A 15,808-nucleotide genomic window follows, 5' to 3' on the forward strand; every position below is an offset into this window, starting at 1 on the left:
TAACATTGAATCTATCAAAAACCTTACTTGCAACGGCGTTATTGCCAATGTTGGCAAGTGCAGATCAAGTCACGCAGACGCAATACGACGAAATTCAACCGGATATTGTTGGTGGCATTACCGCAACCCCAAATAACTGGAAGTTTTACACACAAATCGTCAGCCGTAATAGTAACCGCTCTTTCTGTGGAGCAAGCTATATTGGGGATGGCTATGTTCTCACGGCTGCTCACTGTGTTGATGGCGATGCTCCTAATCAAATTGCCGTCAAAATTGGTGGTGTGATTTATAATGGTACTGATGGTGTTCGCTCTAATGTCAGCCAAATCTATATTCATCCTTCCTATAATCGTTCTACCTTGTCTCATGATATCGCTCTGTTAAAACTCTCTTCAAAGCCTCAAGGTGTTACGAAAGTGGATATCGCATCAGGCAGTGTCTCGCAATATGCAGGCGTCGGTGATTGGTTAACTGTCGCTGGACTAGGCCGAACTTCGGAGGGGGGCAGTTCACCAGCCGCTCTACAAGAAGTGGATGTGCCTCTGGTGTCTGATGCAATGTGCCGTCAAGCTGGTGGGAACTACACAACAGTTGGGGCTGTTTCGTTTTGTGCGGGAGTACCTCAAGGTGGCATTGATTCTTGTCAGGGAGACAGTGGTGGTCCCATCGTTGTGAATAATAACGGCGTTGTGACTCAACTTGGTATCGTAAGTTGGGGCATAGGTTGTGCCCGACCGGGTAAGTACGGTGTGTATAGTGACATTGCGGCGTTGCGCAGTTTTGTTGATGGCGTTTTAGGTACGACAATGCCTCCGACAGATAATGTTTCTGTTGGTTACACCGCAAATCAGACTTTGAGTTCTTTTAAAGTGGGCGAGCTGAAGCAACACAGTTTCAGTATTCAAAATATCGGTAATGTTGCGTTTACTGTCGAAAGTGTGGAACTGCAAAGTTCTGGTGTCACGAAATCTGCGATGATCACCAGAGACCAATGTGCACAATCGACCCTTAGTGCAAGAAGCTCATGTGTTGTTGACGTTGAGTTTGGCGCTTCTCAAGCAGGTGACGCGAGCGTTACGCTGAACTTTGGTATTGATAAAACCAGCACCTCATATCAAGCAGTCGTAATAGCATCGGCAGTGAGTTCAACAACACCGCCATCTGGTAGTTGTGAAAATGAATGGCAAGTTAGTGCGGTTTACAACACTGGAGAAACCGTGTCGTGGGCTGGTCAAATATGGCAAGCCCAATGGTGGACGCAAGGTGATAACCCTTCAGAATCTGGTCTTTGGGGAGTGTGGCAGGCTGTAGGGGCGTCAGATTGTTCAGGAACAACACCTCCGGTAGAGCCACCGACTAAACCAACACCTCCGTCTTCTGGTGGTGCCTATCAAGCTGGGACTAATTACACAGCGGGTGATGTGGTGACAAATCGTGGTGCAAGTTACCAATGTAAGCCATGGCCGAACAGTTTATGGTGTGGCTCAACTCCAAGTGCTTATGAGCCGGGAATAGGCTATGCATGGACAGATGCATGGTTGAAGCTGTAATCGTTTAAGAGAGTTTATTTCTCACTGATAATAAACTCTCTTCTATTGTTTCAATTCTGAGAACGCGTAAAATCCACATAAATTACCCTGACGTTAAATTAATATAACTGGCAAAATTGCAGCCAATGTTTCGAGTTATGTCTGATTTCTGTCAGAATTATTTTGAAAAGTATCATTAAGTCTTTTTTGACATGTTCGCCAAATGTACAACTGGTTACTTAATTTATGTCGAAAAATATTGGCAACCCTGCCATCATGACGGTGTGATTCTTCTCTCTTTTAAAGGTTGTATTTTGTGCTGAGACAGTTGTTTTTTCTCATCCTGTATTCCATTTCACTGTTTGTTTCTCCTTTGTCTGCCGCGAATCCTCTTCCAGAAGATGTGAAAGGGGCGCTTTGTGTTGTTCGCGCAGATGACAAATTAGTATTAATCCACGAGATATTAACGAATAAAATTTCCCTTCCTGGTGGCACCATTATTCAAGGTGAATCGCCTAAACTTGCTGCGCAGAGAGAAACGTGGGAAGAAACCGGTTTAGTTGTTACTGTTGGTGAAGAGTTAGGTAGAACAGATACTGCTGTTTTCTTTGATTGTGTATCGGATTCAGACGTAATTGCGTTTTCGATGACCAATAAAATTGATGGTAATGAGTTACCTATCTGGTTTGCTCCTCATTATGGCGTTGAAGTCGCTTCTGCGATGCTAGTGAGCCCGAGTAACATGTCAGCCTCTTTGTACCGTTATCCTGAGCAGTGGAAAGATGTAGGCGAGTTCTACACTAGAGCGACTGAACAACCTGTCGTTTATGTTGAACAGTTAATTGAGTCAGCGCCCAATTTCCGTCAACTGGAGTTGTCTTGGATGATGGATCTACAGAGTTGGGTAGGTTCGTTTTCATCGAGTAGTCGTAATACGGCGTGTGAAATCGCAGACCTAATTACGAGTTTGAGCAATCCAACATTTTTGTTGTTCTTGTTTCCATTCGTGATGATGCGTTTCGATAGTCGTTTTGTATATCGGCTGTTCTTTGCTGTTACCGCAACTTCGTTGATGACTCTCGTTGCTCAACAGGGGTTCTCACTACCAAGACCGCATGTATATGTACCAATGGCAGAGTTAACTCAAAGCTTTGGCTTTAGTTTTCCAAGTTTGCCGGTAGCGGTGTGGTTTTGTGTGATGACGTTTATGTTCCAAAGAACAAATACCTTTGGTCTAAACCGAATCACGTTGCTTGTTGCCCTTGTGACTTTGACCGTACTGGCTTGTAAGTTCTTCCTTGGTACTGCATTTATCCTAGATATGTTGATTGGTGCTTTGTTGGGGTCTTTGGTTGCATGGCATGTGCTCCGACTCGAAGGCAACCCCGATGTGGACGTAGACAAGTTACTCAGTTCAAAAAGTGTTTGGTTTACGATGACTGCGATTACCGCAGTGATTTCTGTCATTTGGCCGTTGCCCGTATTTACTAGCTGGTTAGCGATTCTGATTACTGCGTCAGCGCTGGTGATGACCTTCAAAGAGTCAGAAATACGTTTTGACCGTCAACAGATGTTGTTTGTGATTCTGGCGTTATTGCTGGTTGAGCAATTGTATCTTTACTTGAGCACAACGGTTTCATTTAGCGGATTTTGGTCTTTGGTGTTTAGCACCTTCCATTATCCTCTATTGATGCTGACATTTATTGTGTTAGCGAGAAAACTAACGTGTAAAATCAAGCACGCAGAGTAATAAAAAACCTCGCTTAATAGCGAGGTTTTTTAATTGGCGTTTGCTTCAGATTTGTTAAGCGTTCAAAACGAATTTCTCAATAGACTTTGCTACGCCGTGTTCATCGTTGCTCTCAGCGATGTAGTCTGCGATTTCTTTTGTCTCTTCCATCGCGTTTGCCATTGCAATACCAAGACCCGCATATTGAAGCATGTGATGGTCGTTCTCGGCATCGCCCATACAAATCACTTCTTCAGCTTTGATGCCTAAGTATTCTGCGATTGCTGAAACACCGATGCCTTTATTACTTGATGGATTCAAAAACTCTAAGAAGAACGGTGCGCTTTGTACTACGGTGAATTCTTCTCTTAGATCTGACGGTAGCGCTGCTATCACTTCGGTAAGTTTGCTTGGCTCTGCAACCATCATCGCTTTGATGATGGCGTGATCATCAGAAAGTGACTCGAAGTTCATTTCAGTGACATCAAGACCATTAATTTTTGCCTCGATATCAGTGTATGGGTTGTTTTCTTCAGTAATTAAACCGCGTTCTTGACTGAATGCATGAACGTACGCCCCAAGTTCTTTTGCTTTGCGAGCGATTTTCTTTGCTGCTTTGCCATCGATGATTTGCTGGTGGATGATTTCATTGGTGCCAATGTTCTTCACCATAGAACCGTTGTAATACAGTACAAAGTCTTTATCAGAGTTGATGTTTAACTCATCCAATTTGTCTTGCATACCCTCAAGAGGGCGACCTGATGCAAGTACAACGGTCACACCTGCTTCACGAGCCTTAGTGATGGCTTGCTTGTTCTCTTCTGAAATTACTTTGTCGCTGTTTAGCAACGTACCGTCCATATCTAGGGCGATCAGTTTGTACATCTTTACTTACCTTAAAAATTGGGAACTCGTGTATGAAACTACAAAAAGACCTATTTTAACAATTTATTTTTGGTTTAAATTGACCTGAGTGCGCCTCTCCATTAAGGTCTTCGCCTCGAAGTATTATGAGTTGAGTGAGTTCTACGTTGTATAAGCTAAATGAGATGTTTGAAACCATCCAAGGGGAAGGGGTTTTCACTGGTGTGCCAGCAGTTTTCGTGCGTTTGCAAGAATGTCCGGTAGGATGCTCTTGGTGCGATACAAAGCAAACTTGGTACGCAGAAGAGAAAGACCAACGCCAGATTGGCGATATCTTGGTGAAAACAGAGGACTCCCCAACATGGTGTTTCGCATCAGCACAAGACATCGTAGCAGAATACAAAAAGCAAGGCTTCAATGCTCAGCACATTGTGATCACTGGCGGTGAACCCTGCATTTATGATTTGCGTGATTTAACCGCAGCATTTGAAGATATGGGTTGCCAGTGCCAAATTGAAACCAGCGGCACTTCAGAAGTTGTTACCTCAGAAAATACTTGGGTGACCGTGTCACCTAAAGTCGCGATGAAAGGTAAATTGCCTGTACTTAAAAGTGCGTTGGAGCGCGCAGATGAGATTAAACATCCTGTTGGCACACAAAAAGATATCGATCATCTTGATGACTTGCTTGCGATGGCCGATATAGACTCAAAAACCATCATCGCTCTGCAACCAATTAGCCAAAAGCCAAGAGCAACACAGCTTTGTATTGATACTTGCGTGGCACGTAACTGGCGCTTGTCAGTTCAAACTCATAAATACTTAAGTATTGCTTAAGCTCGGAGAAAAAGATGAAAAAAGCAGTTGTTGTTTTCAGTGGTGGACAGGACTCTACAACATGTCTGGTTCAAGCGTTAAAAGAGTTTGATGAAGTACATGCAATCACATTTGATTATGGTCAACGTCATAAGTTAGAGATCGAAGTTGCGGAAAAAGTAGCAAAAGATCTTGGTGTTGCTGCTCATAAAGTCATGGATGTAGGTCTTCTGAACGAACTAGCAATCAGCTCTTTGACTCGTGATGACATTCCAGTTTCTCATGAACTTCAAGAGAACGGTTTGCCGAATTCATTCGTTCCGGGTCGTAATATTTTGTTCCTAACGCTAGCTGGCATTTATGCATACCAAATTGGTGCTGAAACCGTTATTACTGGCGTGTGTGAAACCGACTTTAGTGGTTACCCTGATTGCCGTGATGACTTTGTGAAAGCGATGAACAGTGCTTTAGTAAAAGGCATGGACCGTCAGTTCGACATCAAAACACCGCTGATGTGGCTAAATAAAGCGGAAACATGGGCGTTGGCAGATCAGTACGATGCGTTGCAACTGGTCCGTGAAAGTACTCTAACTTGCTACAACGGCATCATTGGTGATGGCTGTGGTGATTGCCCGTCTTGCGATCTGCGCAAAGCGGGCTTAGATGATTACCTTAATAACAAAGACACTGTTATGCAGTCGTTGATTCAAAAGCAGAAAGCGGAAGATCAATAGGCTCGTTATAAGCATCAATCACGGCATCATGCCCATTTCTTTTTGATTGATACAAAGCTTGGTCTAATATCGAATACAGCTCATCAAAATTACTAAGTGGTTTTGATGTAGAGAGATAGGCCAAGCTTGCTGTGACATTGACCGAATGACCGTCGTCTGTTTTTATCTGCTTTTCTGAGATGGTTTTGTGAAGGCTTTGAACACGAAATGGCACATCAATTTCATCCACATTCTTTAGTAACAAGATAAACTCTTCTCCTCCAATACGTCCCAAATATTCTCCTTTATTTAGTTTAGATTGAAGTGACTTACAGACTTGAGTTAGGACTAAGTCGCCTACTGGATGCCCGTATTTATCGTTAATCAGTTTAAAGTTGTCTAGGTCGAATAGTGCAAGTACGTAGCGCATATCATCTGGCGCGCTGATCGATTGAGAACGGATTTTCTCGATGATTGAACTCCGATTCAGGGAGCCTGTTAACTTGTCTAAACGAGATTCCATCTTTATTTTTCGTAGAGCAAAGAGTGCGACCAACAAAACAGCGAGTAACACAAATACTACAAAGTTGTACGCTCGCTGTTGCTCGGCAAGCTTTTTAAGCTCAAGCAGTTTTAAGTTACGTTCGTTGTCAATTTTTACGAGTTGCAACTCATATTCATATTCACTTTTCGTTAGGTCTAGCGCTTCGATTGCTTTTACATTGTTGGCATCTCGGTTTGCTAACTCCAATGTTGCGTACTCGCGGTAGTGGGATAGAGCTGTTTCATACTCGTTCTGTTCTTGGAAGATTTGCGAGAGTAACAATTGAGATTTTGATTGCAACGCGGTCGTTGAGTTCTTGTTTGCTAACTCTAACGCGGCATTCGCGTGTTCCAGTGCTTCTTTCAACATGCGGTGTTTTAGGTAAGCGAAGCCTGCCGCCAAGTGACTTTCAGTTTGTAAGCGTTCGTTTTCGTACTCTTTGCCCAACTCTAAAGCGTTTTTAATATGGGGAACGGCGCTTTTTAAGTCACCAGAATCGACGTAGGCAGAACCAAGCCCAAGATAAGTTAGTCCCTTGCCGTATGGGTAATTCAGTTCTTCGAGTAGTGTTAGCGCATTCTTATAGTGACTGATGGACTTCTCGTAATCTTTAGATTTGTAATACATGGATGCCAAGCTATGTTCCACTTGAGCAACTTCAAGAGGTGTGGCTTCTAATTGTCGAGCAAGTAGTGCTTGAATTAGGTACTGTTCAGATTGTTCGAATTGACCTAGTTCACTCAGCAAATTACCTACATCGTTGTAAACACCTGTGGGATCGCTTTGCGCTGGCATTTCATTAATGAGTCGGCGGTACAAGCTAAGTGCGATATCGTATTCGCCACGGAAGTCGAAGTTGTTTGCGATTACACGCAGCGCAAGATCTGCAGGAATACTCTCTTTGTGGTCGTTAGTTAAGTGGTTATTAAGCGATGAGCAGAAAAAGTTAGCCTTGTGGTACTGACCCTGTTGATTGAGGGTGTAGCAAAGCTGGTAGTTCATTAACGCTTTTGTTTCTATATCTGCGCGCTGTTTAGCACTTTGCAGTAATGAGGTGAACAAGTTTACTGCAGCGTCGTAGTCACCCTGTTTGCGTTCTAACAGTGCTTGAATGTACTTTGATTCCAACTTTGCAAAGTGATTTTCCAGAAACTGACTGCTACCAAAGTAAGGCTGGTTGATATTCGACATGTATTCGTAAATCAAACCACTGACGTATAGCTTCTCACTATTAGAGTCGGCAGTGTGGTATCTGTCTTGAAGCATGTGGAGCGCAGATTTGGAATTTGTTTTCATTGTAGCTAGATAAACAGAATGCCATTGAGTGATGCTTTGAGTGTCACTTGCGTTTGCTTGACTGCCTAATAGGAGAGACGCAAGCAAAGTAAGCAGCGTACGCATAGTGATGTAACCTTATGTTATTGCTATGTTGTTTGTTCAGTATGATATACCAATTGGGAGTGAGTCATTGTGACAAAAGCCGAAGGGTATAGATAGTGGGGTGATGAAAACTATGCGCTCGGTCGAGCTTTACATCGAAAAGGTAAGTAATAGAAAAGAAGACCCCAGCACGCTGCTGAGGTCCTAGGGAATTAGCCTACGTATAGCTTCGCTAGATCTTGAGGTTCAACCTCTTTACCTTCTAGCTGTGCATTCCAGTTTGTGCCAACAAGAACGCCGTCTTCTGCAAGAGTTAGTAGCCAATCTTCAACAAAGATATCTAGTGGGATTTCTAGTACTTCGAAATCTGCCCATTCTTCAACGTTGTGTGCCTGCGCATCTTCTTTAGATGACCAGAAAGGCATGACTTCGCTGTTTTCGAATTCAGTTGAATCGCAAGATAGCCAACCTTCTTCATTGCGTAAACCCCAAACTAATTGGTTTTCTTTAGTTTCAGCAACGAAAAGGTCAAGGTTTGCTTGGATATCTGATGTAAGTTTGCTCATTTCAAAACTCTCATTGTTATGACGCGAGTAGGTTAACACTAAAGTGCCGATTCCAAAAGCATAATACGGTTTAACAAGGTTGAAAAACAAAAGGAGCCGAAGCTCCTTAAAGTGTGTTCTCTGGAAGGGTGGTAAATATTGTCCACTCTTTTTTAATTTCACCTTTGTAGCCTACAACAGAGGCCGTTACACGACGGTTAAGTGCGTGGCTCACTTCGTCTGTTCCTTGTTGAGCAAGGTGAGTATCGCCATAGCCAACAATTCGAACGCGATCTGGTTTGATACCGTAACCTAATAACGCAGAGCGCACTTTATTTGCTCGACGTTTTGATAGGTCTAAGTTATGAGAAGCGCCACCTACCTTACTCGCATAGCCATGTAGCTCAATAGAGGTTGTCGGGTATTCTTTGAGAAACTCAGACAATTGGCGAATTTGGCGATGGAATACAGGGTTAATTTCATCAGAGTCGTTGGCGAACAATACTCGGACTTGCATTTGTTCAGACGACTTTATGTACTCACCGCAGCCATCATTGTCGATCTCTGACGTTGCCGGCGTATCAGGGCAAAGGTCCCTTGCGTTAATCACACCATCATCATCGTCATCTTGTAGGTCTGCAATTTGCTGAGCATTTGGTGTTTGCATGTATTCATACTCGTCTTCCGCAAATGCTTGGTTTGCTGCGACGATAAGACCCAACGAGAAAAGAATCTTTACTGCTTGCATAATTAGTACTCCACCTTCTGATTCCACTCAGTTGGAACATCAACGCGAAGCGCATTCAATAGTTGACCAGTCGCATTCATCACACGGTATTTCGCGTATTGTTCTGCGTACTTCGCATCCAAGTAGTCTTTGCGAGCTTCAAACAATTCGTTTTCTGTGTTCAATAAGTCAAGTAGGGTACGTTTACCAATACGGTATTGTTTTTCGTACGCAATAACTGTCTCAGAAGCTGAATCTACGTGATCGGACAAAAATTGTTTCTGTTGTTGTGTCAGATCCAGTGCGCTCCAAGAAAGGCGTAAACCTTCTTCTACATTTCGATATGCGCGTTCACGTAAGTCTTTTGCTTTGTTCAACTGGTAGGCGAAACTTTCGGCATTTGCAGAGTCACTGCCACCATTGTATAGGTTGTAACGCATACGCAGCATCGCTGTTGTTTCATCACTGTTTCCTTCGACACCAGCTGCATCATCACGCCATGTTTGCGAAGCTTCTACAGAAACTGTTGGGTAGTAGTTACCTTTAGACTGTTTGTACTGGAACTTAGCCGAATCAACATCCGCTTTTGAAATCTTAATCACTGGGTGAGAATTAAATGCCAAATCAATCGCATCATCTACTGTGTAAGGAATGAAGTTTTGATCTGCGCGAGGGAAGATAAGTCCTTGCGGAGCTTGACCTACAAGACGAGTGAAGATCGTGTGCGTATCAAACAAATTGTTCTGAGCAGCTACCAAGTTACCGTGTGCTTTAGCTAAACGAGCTTCTACTTGCGTTAAGTCCGCTGTTGAACCAATACCTGAATCTACACGTTTCTTGATATCTTGATAGATTTTTTTATGCACTTTCAGGTTATTTTCAGAAAGCGTCAGTACTTCATAGGCTTTAACGGCATCCAGGTAGACTTTAGCTACCTCTAATGCTTTATCTTGAGCATCTGCTAATAATTGGTAACGAACGGATTCAGCATCCGCTGCAGTACGGTCAATGTCGTTAAGCGTCGCTGAACCATCCCAAATAAGCTGGGTTAGCGTAATTGTCGCTTCTTTTCGCGTTAAATCAGTAGACTTACGATTACTCTCTGCTGGGTTTATCCCTTCATATCCGACGCCTGCATCTAGGTCGACAGAAGGAAGATAAGCACCGCTCGAGGCTTCATTCACATACCGCTTACTTACGAATTCATTAAACGCACTTTTGATGTCTGGGTTGCTAATAAGTGTATTTTCAACCGCTTGCTCAAGTGTTTGTCCGAAAGCAGGGCTAACGGCAAGCACACCAAAGCATATGGCGTTGGCACGAGTCCACTTCACTTTGTTTCTCCTAGATTTAGTCATGTCTGAAGGCGAGAAATTGTTCTTATAAATAGGGACAACTCTATAGGCGTCAATAATCTAACGCACAATGCTATTAACAATCAACTATGTGACTAGTTGCTATAATTAATGTTGGATAATTAGTTTTACACTTTATGAGCTGTTGTTCTAATTATTTTCTGGATAAAGATCATGTTTTTAATGGTTTAAACAGAATTAGTGCCTGTATGTTTGTGATCTAGTCCCAAACAGGTCCTATATACACTTTTATAAGTAATATGTGACTCAAAAGTTGAAATTAAGTGTTAATGCGCTGTTATTGCGGAATATATTCGGGCAATATATAGCTAATAAGTATCATTGGTCAAAATGTTGACAGTATTTTTATGTCAGAGGTTTATATGGATCGTACTTCCTTAGTTCCAGTTGGTGAGCAGTTAGTCGTATTAGATTTGAATGGGCAATTGAAGGTTCTTGCCGAGAATGAGCGACCATTACCGGGCGAACTGATTGTTGCAGTCATCGAAGATGAACCACAAAAACTTCAAGTTAAAGTTGCAACAGAAGAAGACGAGCAAGACATCACTCAAGATGTTGCTCAAATTATTGACGCTCTTAGAGACGGGCAAGACCCGACATTACTGAACGAAGAGTTTGCCCCAGCTGCGGGTGAGAATGCCGGCTCCAGTTTGCAAGAAAGTGGGACTGTTGAGCGTACAGGGGCAGAAATACTTGCTAGCACTTTGTTTGAAACGACGGGTATCGCAGCACTAGGTTTGTCTGAAACTCAAAACCTATCGCTTGCGGATCTTATTTTGAACGCAGCAAATTCAGATAATACATCGCCAGCAATCAACCCTCGTCCTCCGGTTGCTGAAGATGACAGCGTTTTGACCGATGAAGACGCTTCGGTTTCTATCGATGTATTGGCTAACGACCAAGACGCAGATAGTGATTCACTAAGTATTGAATCGGCAACTGTTCCGGCAGAACAAGGCACAGTAGAGATTATTGATGGTAAGTTGATATTCACACCTGCAGAAGACTTTAACGGTGAAGCGACGGTTACTTATGTAGTAACAGATGGCGCACTAACTGATGAAGCCACGGTTACTGTAACGGTAAACCCGATCAACGACGCACCAGTGGCAGTAAACGACACTGTTACAACGGATGAAGATACCGCCGTTACTATTGATGTGCTTGCGAACGACAGCGATCCAGAAAACGATACGCTGACTATCACAGCGGCATCGGTACCAGCAGAGCAAGGTACGGTGACGATTGTTGACGGCAAGTTGGTCTTTACACCTGCTGAAAACTTCAATGGCGACGCAACAATTAGCTACACCATCTCAGATGGTCAGCTAACAGACGATGCAACAGTTGCGGTGACGGTTAACCCAGTTAACGATGCGCCAGTAGCGGTGAACGATGCGGTCTCTACCGATGAAGATACCGCGGTTACTATCGATGTATTGGCGAACGATAGCGATCCAGAGAATGACCAATTAACCATTACCAATGCGTCAGTACCTGCAGAGCAAGGTACCGTTGCAATCGTAGATGGTAAGTTGGTGTTCACGCCTGCCGAAAACTTCAATGGCGACGCAACGATTAGCTACACCATCTCAGATGGTCAGCTAACAGACGATGCAACAGTTGCGGTGACGGTTAACCCAGTCAACGACGCACCGGTGGCAGTCAACGACACTGTTGCTACAGATGAAGACACTGCGGTTACTATTGATGTGCTTGCAAACGATAGCGATCCAGAGAATGACCAATTAACCATTACCAATGCGTCAGTACCTGCAGAGCAAGGTACGGTGGCGATTGTTGACGGCAAGCTGGTGTTCACACCTGCTGAAAACTTCAATGGTGACGCAACCATCAGCTACACCATCTCAGACGGTCAGCTAACAGACGATTCAACGGTTGCGGTGACGGTTAATCCAGTGAATGACGCACCAGTGGCAGTAAACGACACTGTTGCAACAGATGAAGATACCACGGTTACTATCGATGTATTGGCGAACGACAGCGATCCAGAGAATGACCAATTAACCATTACCAATGCGTCAGTACCTGTAGAGCAAGGTACCGTTGCAATCGTAGATGGTAAGTTGGTGTTCACGCCTGCCGAAAACTTCAATGGCGACGCAACGATTAGCTACACCATCTCAGACGGTCAGCTAACAAACGATGCAACAGTTGCGGTGACGGTTAACCCAGTCAACGACGCACCGGTGGCAGTAAACGACACTGTTGCAACAGATGAAGATACCACGGTTACTATCGATGTATTGGCGAACGACAGCGATCCAGAGAATGACCAATTAACCATTACCAATGCGTCAGTACCTGTAGAGCAAGGTACCGTTGCAATCGTAGATGGTAAGTTGGTGTTCACGCCTGCCGAAAACTTCAATGGCGACGCAACGATTAGCTACACCATCTCAGACGGTCAGCTAACAAACGATGCAACAGTTGCGGTGACGGTTAACCCAGTTAACGACGCACCGACCATTGATGTCACAGCGGTTGATAGCGTGACTGAAGATGCGGTATCTACCGATACCGTAGTGGCAACACTCGTTGTTGCTGATACAGATACGCCAGCAGATCAATTGACGGTTCAGCTAGAAAACAACGATGACGGTTACTTCGTGCTCGATGGTGACCAAGTTAAGTTGACCGATAAAGGTGTCGAAGCGGTTAACAATGACCAGCTAGATTTGAATAGCCTGACTGTCACAGCGTCGGTATCAGACGGCGTGAACCCGAAAGCGACAGACACGGACTCGTTGGACGTGGTTCGCGTAAACGACGCACCAACCATCGACGTCACAGCTATCGATAGCGTGACTGAAGATGCGGTGAGCACCGATACCGTAGTGGCAACACTCGTTGTTGCTGATACAGATACGCCAGCAGATCAATTGACCGTTCAGCTCGAAAACAACGCTGACGGTTACTTCGTCCTAGACGGTGACCAAGTTAAGTTGACCGATAAAGGTGTCGAAGCGGTTAACAATGACCAGCTAGATTTGAATAGCCTGACTGTCACAGCGTCGGTATCAGACGGCGTGAACCCGAAAGCGACAGACACGGATTCGTTGGACGTGGTTCGCGTAAACGACGCACCAACCATCGACGTCACAGCTATCGATAGCGTGACTGAAGATGCGGTGAGCACCGATACCGTAGTGGCAACACTCGTTGTTGCTGATACAGATACGCCAGCAGATCAATTGACCGTTCAGCTCGAAAACAACGCTGACGGTTACTTCGTCCTAGACGGTGATCAAGTGAAGTTGACCGACAAAGGTGTCGAAGCGGTTAATAATGACCAGCTTGACCTAACTACCTTGTCTGTTAGTGCTTCGGTATCAGACGGCGTGAACCCGAAAGCGACAGACACGGATTCGTTGGACGTGGTTCGCGTAAACGACGCACCAACCATCGACGTCACAGCGGTTGATAGCGTAACTGAAGATGCGGTGAGCACCGATACAGTAGTGGCAACACTCGTTGTTGCTGATACAGATACGCCAGCAGATGAGCTTACCGTTCAGCTAGAAAACAACACAGATGGTTACTTCGTCCTAGACGGTGATCAAGTGAAGTTGACCGATAAAGGTGTTGAAGCGGTTAACAATGACCAGCTTGACCTAGACAGCCTAACGGTAACTGCTTCGGTATCTGACGGTGTGAACCCGAAAGCGACAGACACGGATTCGTTGGACGTGGTTCGCGTAAACGACGCACCGACCATTGATGTCACAGCGGTTGATAGCGTGACTGAAGATGCGGTATCTACCGACACAGTAGTGGCAACACTCGTTGTTGCTGATACAGATACGCCAGCAGATCAATTGACCGTTCAGCTCGAAAACAACGCTGACGGTTACTTCGTCCTAGACGGTGATCAAGTGAAGTTGACCGATAAAGGTGTCGAAGCGGTTAACAATGACCAGCTTGACCTAGACAGCCTAACGGTAACTGCTTCGGTATCTGACGGAGTGAACCCGAAAGCGACAGACACGGATTCTCTTGATGTCGTTCGTGTGAATGATGCACCGACCATTGATGTCACAGCGGTTGATAGCGTAACTGAAGATGCGGTGAGCACCGATACCGTAGTGGCAACACTCGTTGTTGCTGATACAGATACGCCAGCAGATGAGCTTACCGTTCAGCTCGAAAACAACACAGATGGTTACTTCGTCCTAGACGGTGATCAAGTTAAGTTGACCGATAAAGGTGTCGAAGCGGTTAATAATGACCAGCTTGACCTAACTACCTTGTCTGTTAGTGCTTCGGTATCAGACGGCGTGAACCCGAAAGCGACAGACACGGATTCGTTGGACGTGGTTCGCGTAAATGACGCACCGACTATCGACGTCACAGCGGTTGATAGCGTGACTGAAGATGCGGTGAGCACCGATACCGTAGTGGCAACACTCGTTGTTGCTGATACAGATACGCCAGCAGATGAGCTTACCGTTCAGCTCGAAAACAACACAGATGGTTACTTCGTCCTAGACGGTGATCAAGTTAAGTTGACCGATAAAGGTGTCGAAGCGGTTAATAATGACCAGCTTGACCTAACTACCTTGTCTGTTAGTGCTTCGGTATCAGACGGCGTGAACCCGAAAGCGACAGACACGGATTCGTTGGACGTGGTTCGCGTAAACGACGCACCAACCATTGATGTCACAGCGGTTGATAGCGTGACTGAAGATGCGGTATCTACCGACACAGTAGTGGCAACACTCGTTGTTGCTGATACAGATACGCCAGCAGATGAGCTTACCGTCCAGCTAGAAAACAACGATGACGGTTACTTCGTGCTCGATGGTGACCAAGTTAAGTTGACCGACAAAGGTGTCGAAGCGGTTAATAATGACCAGCTAGATTTGAATAGCCTGAGTGTCACAGCGTCGGTATCTGACGGCGTGAACCCGAAAACAACAGACACGGATTCTCTTGATGTCGTTCGTGTGAATGATGCACCGACCATTGATGTCAAAGCGGTTGATAGCGTGACTGAAGATGCGGTATCTACCGACACAGTAGTGGCAACACTCGTTGTTGCTGATACAGATACGCCAGCAGATGAGCTTACCGTCCAGCTAGAAAACAACGATGACGGTTACTTCGTGCTCGATGGTGACCAAGTTAAGTTGACCGACAAAGGTGTCGAAGCGGTTAATAACGACCAGCTAGATTTGAATAGCCTGAGTGTCACAGCGTCGGTATCTGACGGTGTGAACCCGAAAGCGACAGACACGGATTCTCTTGATGTCGTTCGTGTGAATGATGCACCGACCATTGATGTCACAGCGGTTGATAGCGTGACTGAAGACGCGGTGAGCACCGATACCGTAGTGGCAACACTCGTTGTTGCTGATACGGATACACCTGCGGTTCAATTGACCGTTCAGCTAGAAAACAACGCTGATGGCTATTTCGTGCTCGATGGTGACCAAGTTAAGTTGACCGATAAAGGTGTCGAAGCGGTTAATAATGACCAGCTTGACCTAACTACCTTGTCTGTCACAGCTTCGGTATCTGATGGTGTGAACCCGAAAGCGACAGACACGGATTCGTTGGACGTGG

At 44.9% G+C, this 15,808-nt stretch carries 10 protein-coding genes; 5 read left to right on the forward strand and 5 right to left on the reverse strand.

All coding sequences use genetic code 11. The features are described 5' to 3' along the window. Positions 1–5: 5 nt before the first annotated feature. Entirely contained in the window at positions 6–1,550 is a 1,545-nt protein-coding gene (locus ABMY42_RS18985) for a trypsin-like serine protease (protein ID WP_349266643.1), read from the forward strand. Between the two features lie 295 nt (positions 1,551–1,845). Continuing rightward, positions 1,846–3,279: a bifunctional NUDIX hydrolase/phosphatase PAP2 family protein gene (locus ABMY42_RS18990; RefSeq protein ID WP_050903257.1), complete on the forward strand. Its 1,434-nt coding sequence runs from the start codon at positions 1,846–1,848 to the stop codon at positions 3,277–3,279. A 54-nt stretch (positions 3,280–3,333) separates the two neighbouring features. On the opposite strand, the gene ABMY42_RS18995 is transcribed toward ABMY42_RS18990, so the two are convergent. Continuing rightward, positions 3,334–4,143 carry a Cof-type HAD-IIB family hydrolase gene (locus ABMY42_RS18995; RefSeq protein ID WP_061065868.1) on the reverse strand — a complete coding sequence of 270 codons (810 nt, stop codon included), beginning with the start codon at positions 4,141–4,143 and terminating at the stop codon, positions 3,334–3,336. Between the two features lie 164 nt (positions 4,144–4,307). On the opposite strand from ABMY42_RS18995, the gene queE reads away from it, so the two are divergent. Beyond that, complete coding sequence (gene queE, locus ABMY42_RS19000) at positions 4,308–4,958, forward strand: 7-carboxy-7-deazaguanine synthase QueE (protein ID WP_017819414.1); 651 nt, start codon at positions 4,308–4,310, stop codon at positions 4,956–4,958. 14 nt (positions 4,959–4,972) lie between these two features. Next, on the forward strand, positions 4,973–5,671 hold the full coding sequence (gene queC, locus ABMY42_RS19005) for a 7-cyano-7-deazaguanine synthase QueC (protein ID WP_029789726.1): 699 nt from the start codon (positions 4,973–4,975) through the stop codon (positions 5,669–5,671). On the opposite strand, the gene ABMY42_RS19010 is transcribed toward queC, so the two are convergent. From ABMY42_RS19010 to ABMY42_RS19025, 4 genes are all read right to left on the reverse strand, one after another. After that, positions 5,628–7,595 (reverse strand): GGDEF domain-containing protein, encoded by a 1,968-nt coding sequence (locus tag ABMY42_RS19010; RefSeq protein WP_005451970.1) that lies wholly within the window; start codon positions 7,593–7,595, stop codon positions 5,628–5,630. The genes queC and ABMY42_RS19010 overlap by 44 nt on opposite strands. A gap of 191 nt (positions 7,596–7,786) precedes the next feature. After that, positions 7,787–8,140, reverse strand: a complete 354-nt coding sequence (locus tag ABMY42_RS19015; RefSeq protein WP_005451971.1) for a DUF2750 domain-containing protein — start codon at positions 8,138–8,140, stop codon at positions 7,787–7,789. A 106-nt stretch (positions 8,141–8,246) separates the two neighbouring features. Next, positions 8,247–8,867, reverse strand: coding sequence for an OmpA family protein (locus ABMY42_RS19020; protein WP_005451972.1), 621 nt, complete (start codon positions 8,865–8,867; stop codon positions 8,247–8,249). A 2-nt stretch (positions 8,868–8,869) separates the two neighbouring features. After that, positions 8,870–10,180 (reverse strand): TolC family outer membrane protein, encoded by a 1,311-nt coding sequence (locus ABMY42_RS19025; RefSeq protein ID WP_009696936.1) that lies wholly within the window; start codon positions 10,178–10,180, stop codon positions 8,870–8,872. 404 nt (positions 10,181–10,584) lie between these two features. On the opposite strand from ABMY42_RS19025, the gene ABMY42_RS19030 reads away from it, so the two are divergent. After that, on the forward strand, positions 10,585–15,808 hold a 5,224-nt coding region (locus ABMY42_RS19030; RefSeq protein WP_349266644.1), incomplete at its 3' end, for an Ig-like domain-containing protein.

The sequence above is a fragment of the Vibrio sp. SSH13-20 genome (assembly GCF_040104475.1).
Taxonomy (GTDB): domain Bacteria; phylum Pseudomonadota; class Gammaproteobacteria; order Enterobacterales; family Vibrionaceae; genus Vibrio; species Vibrio harveyi.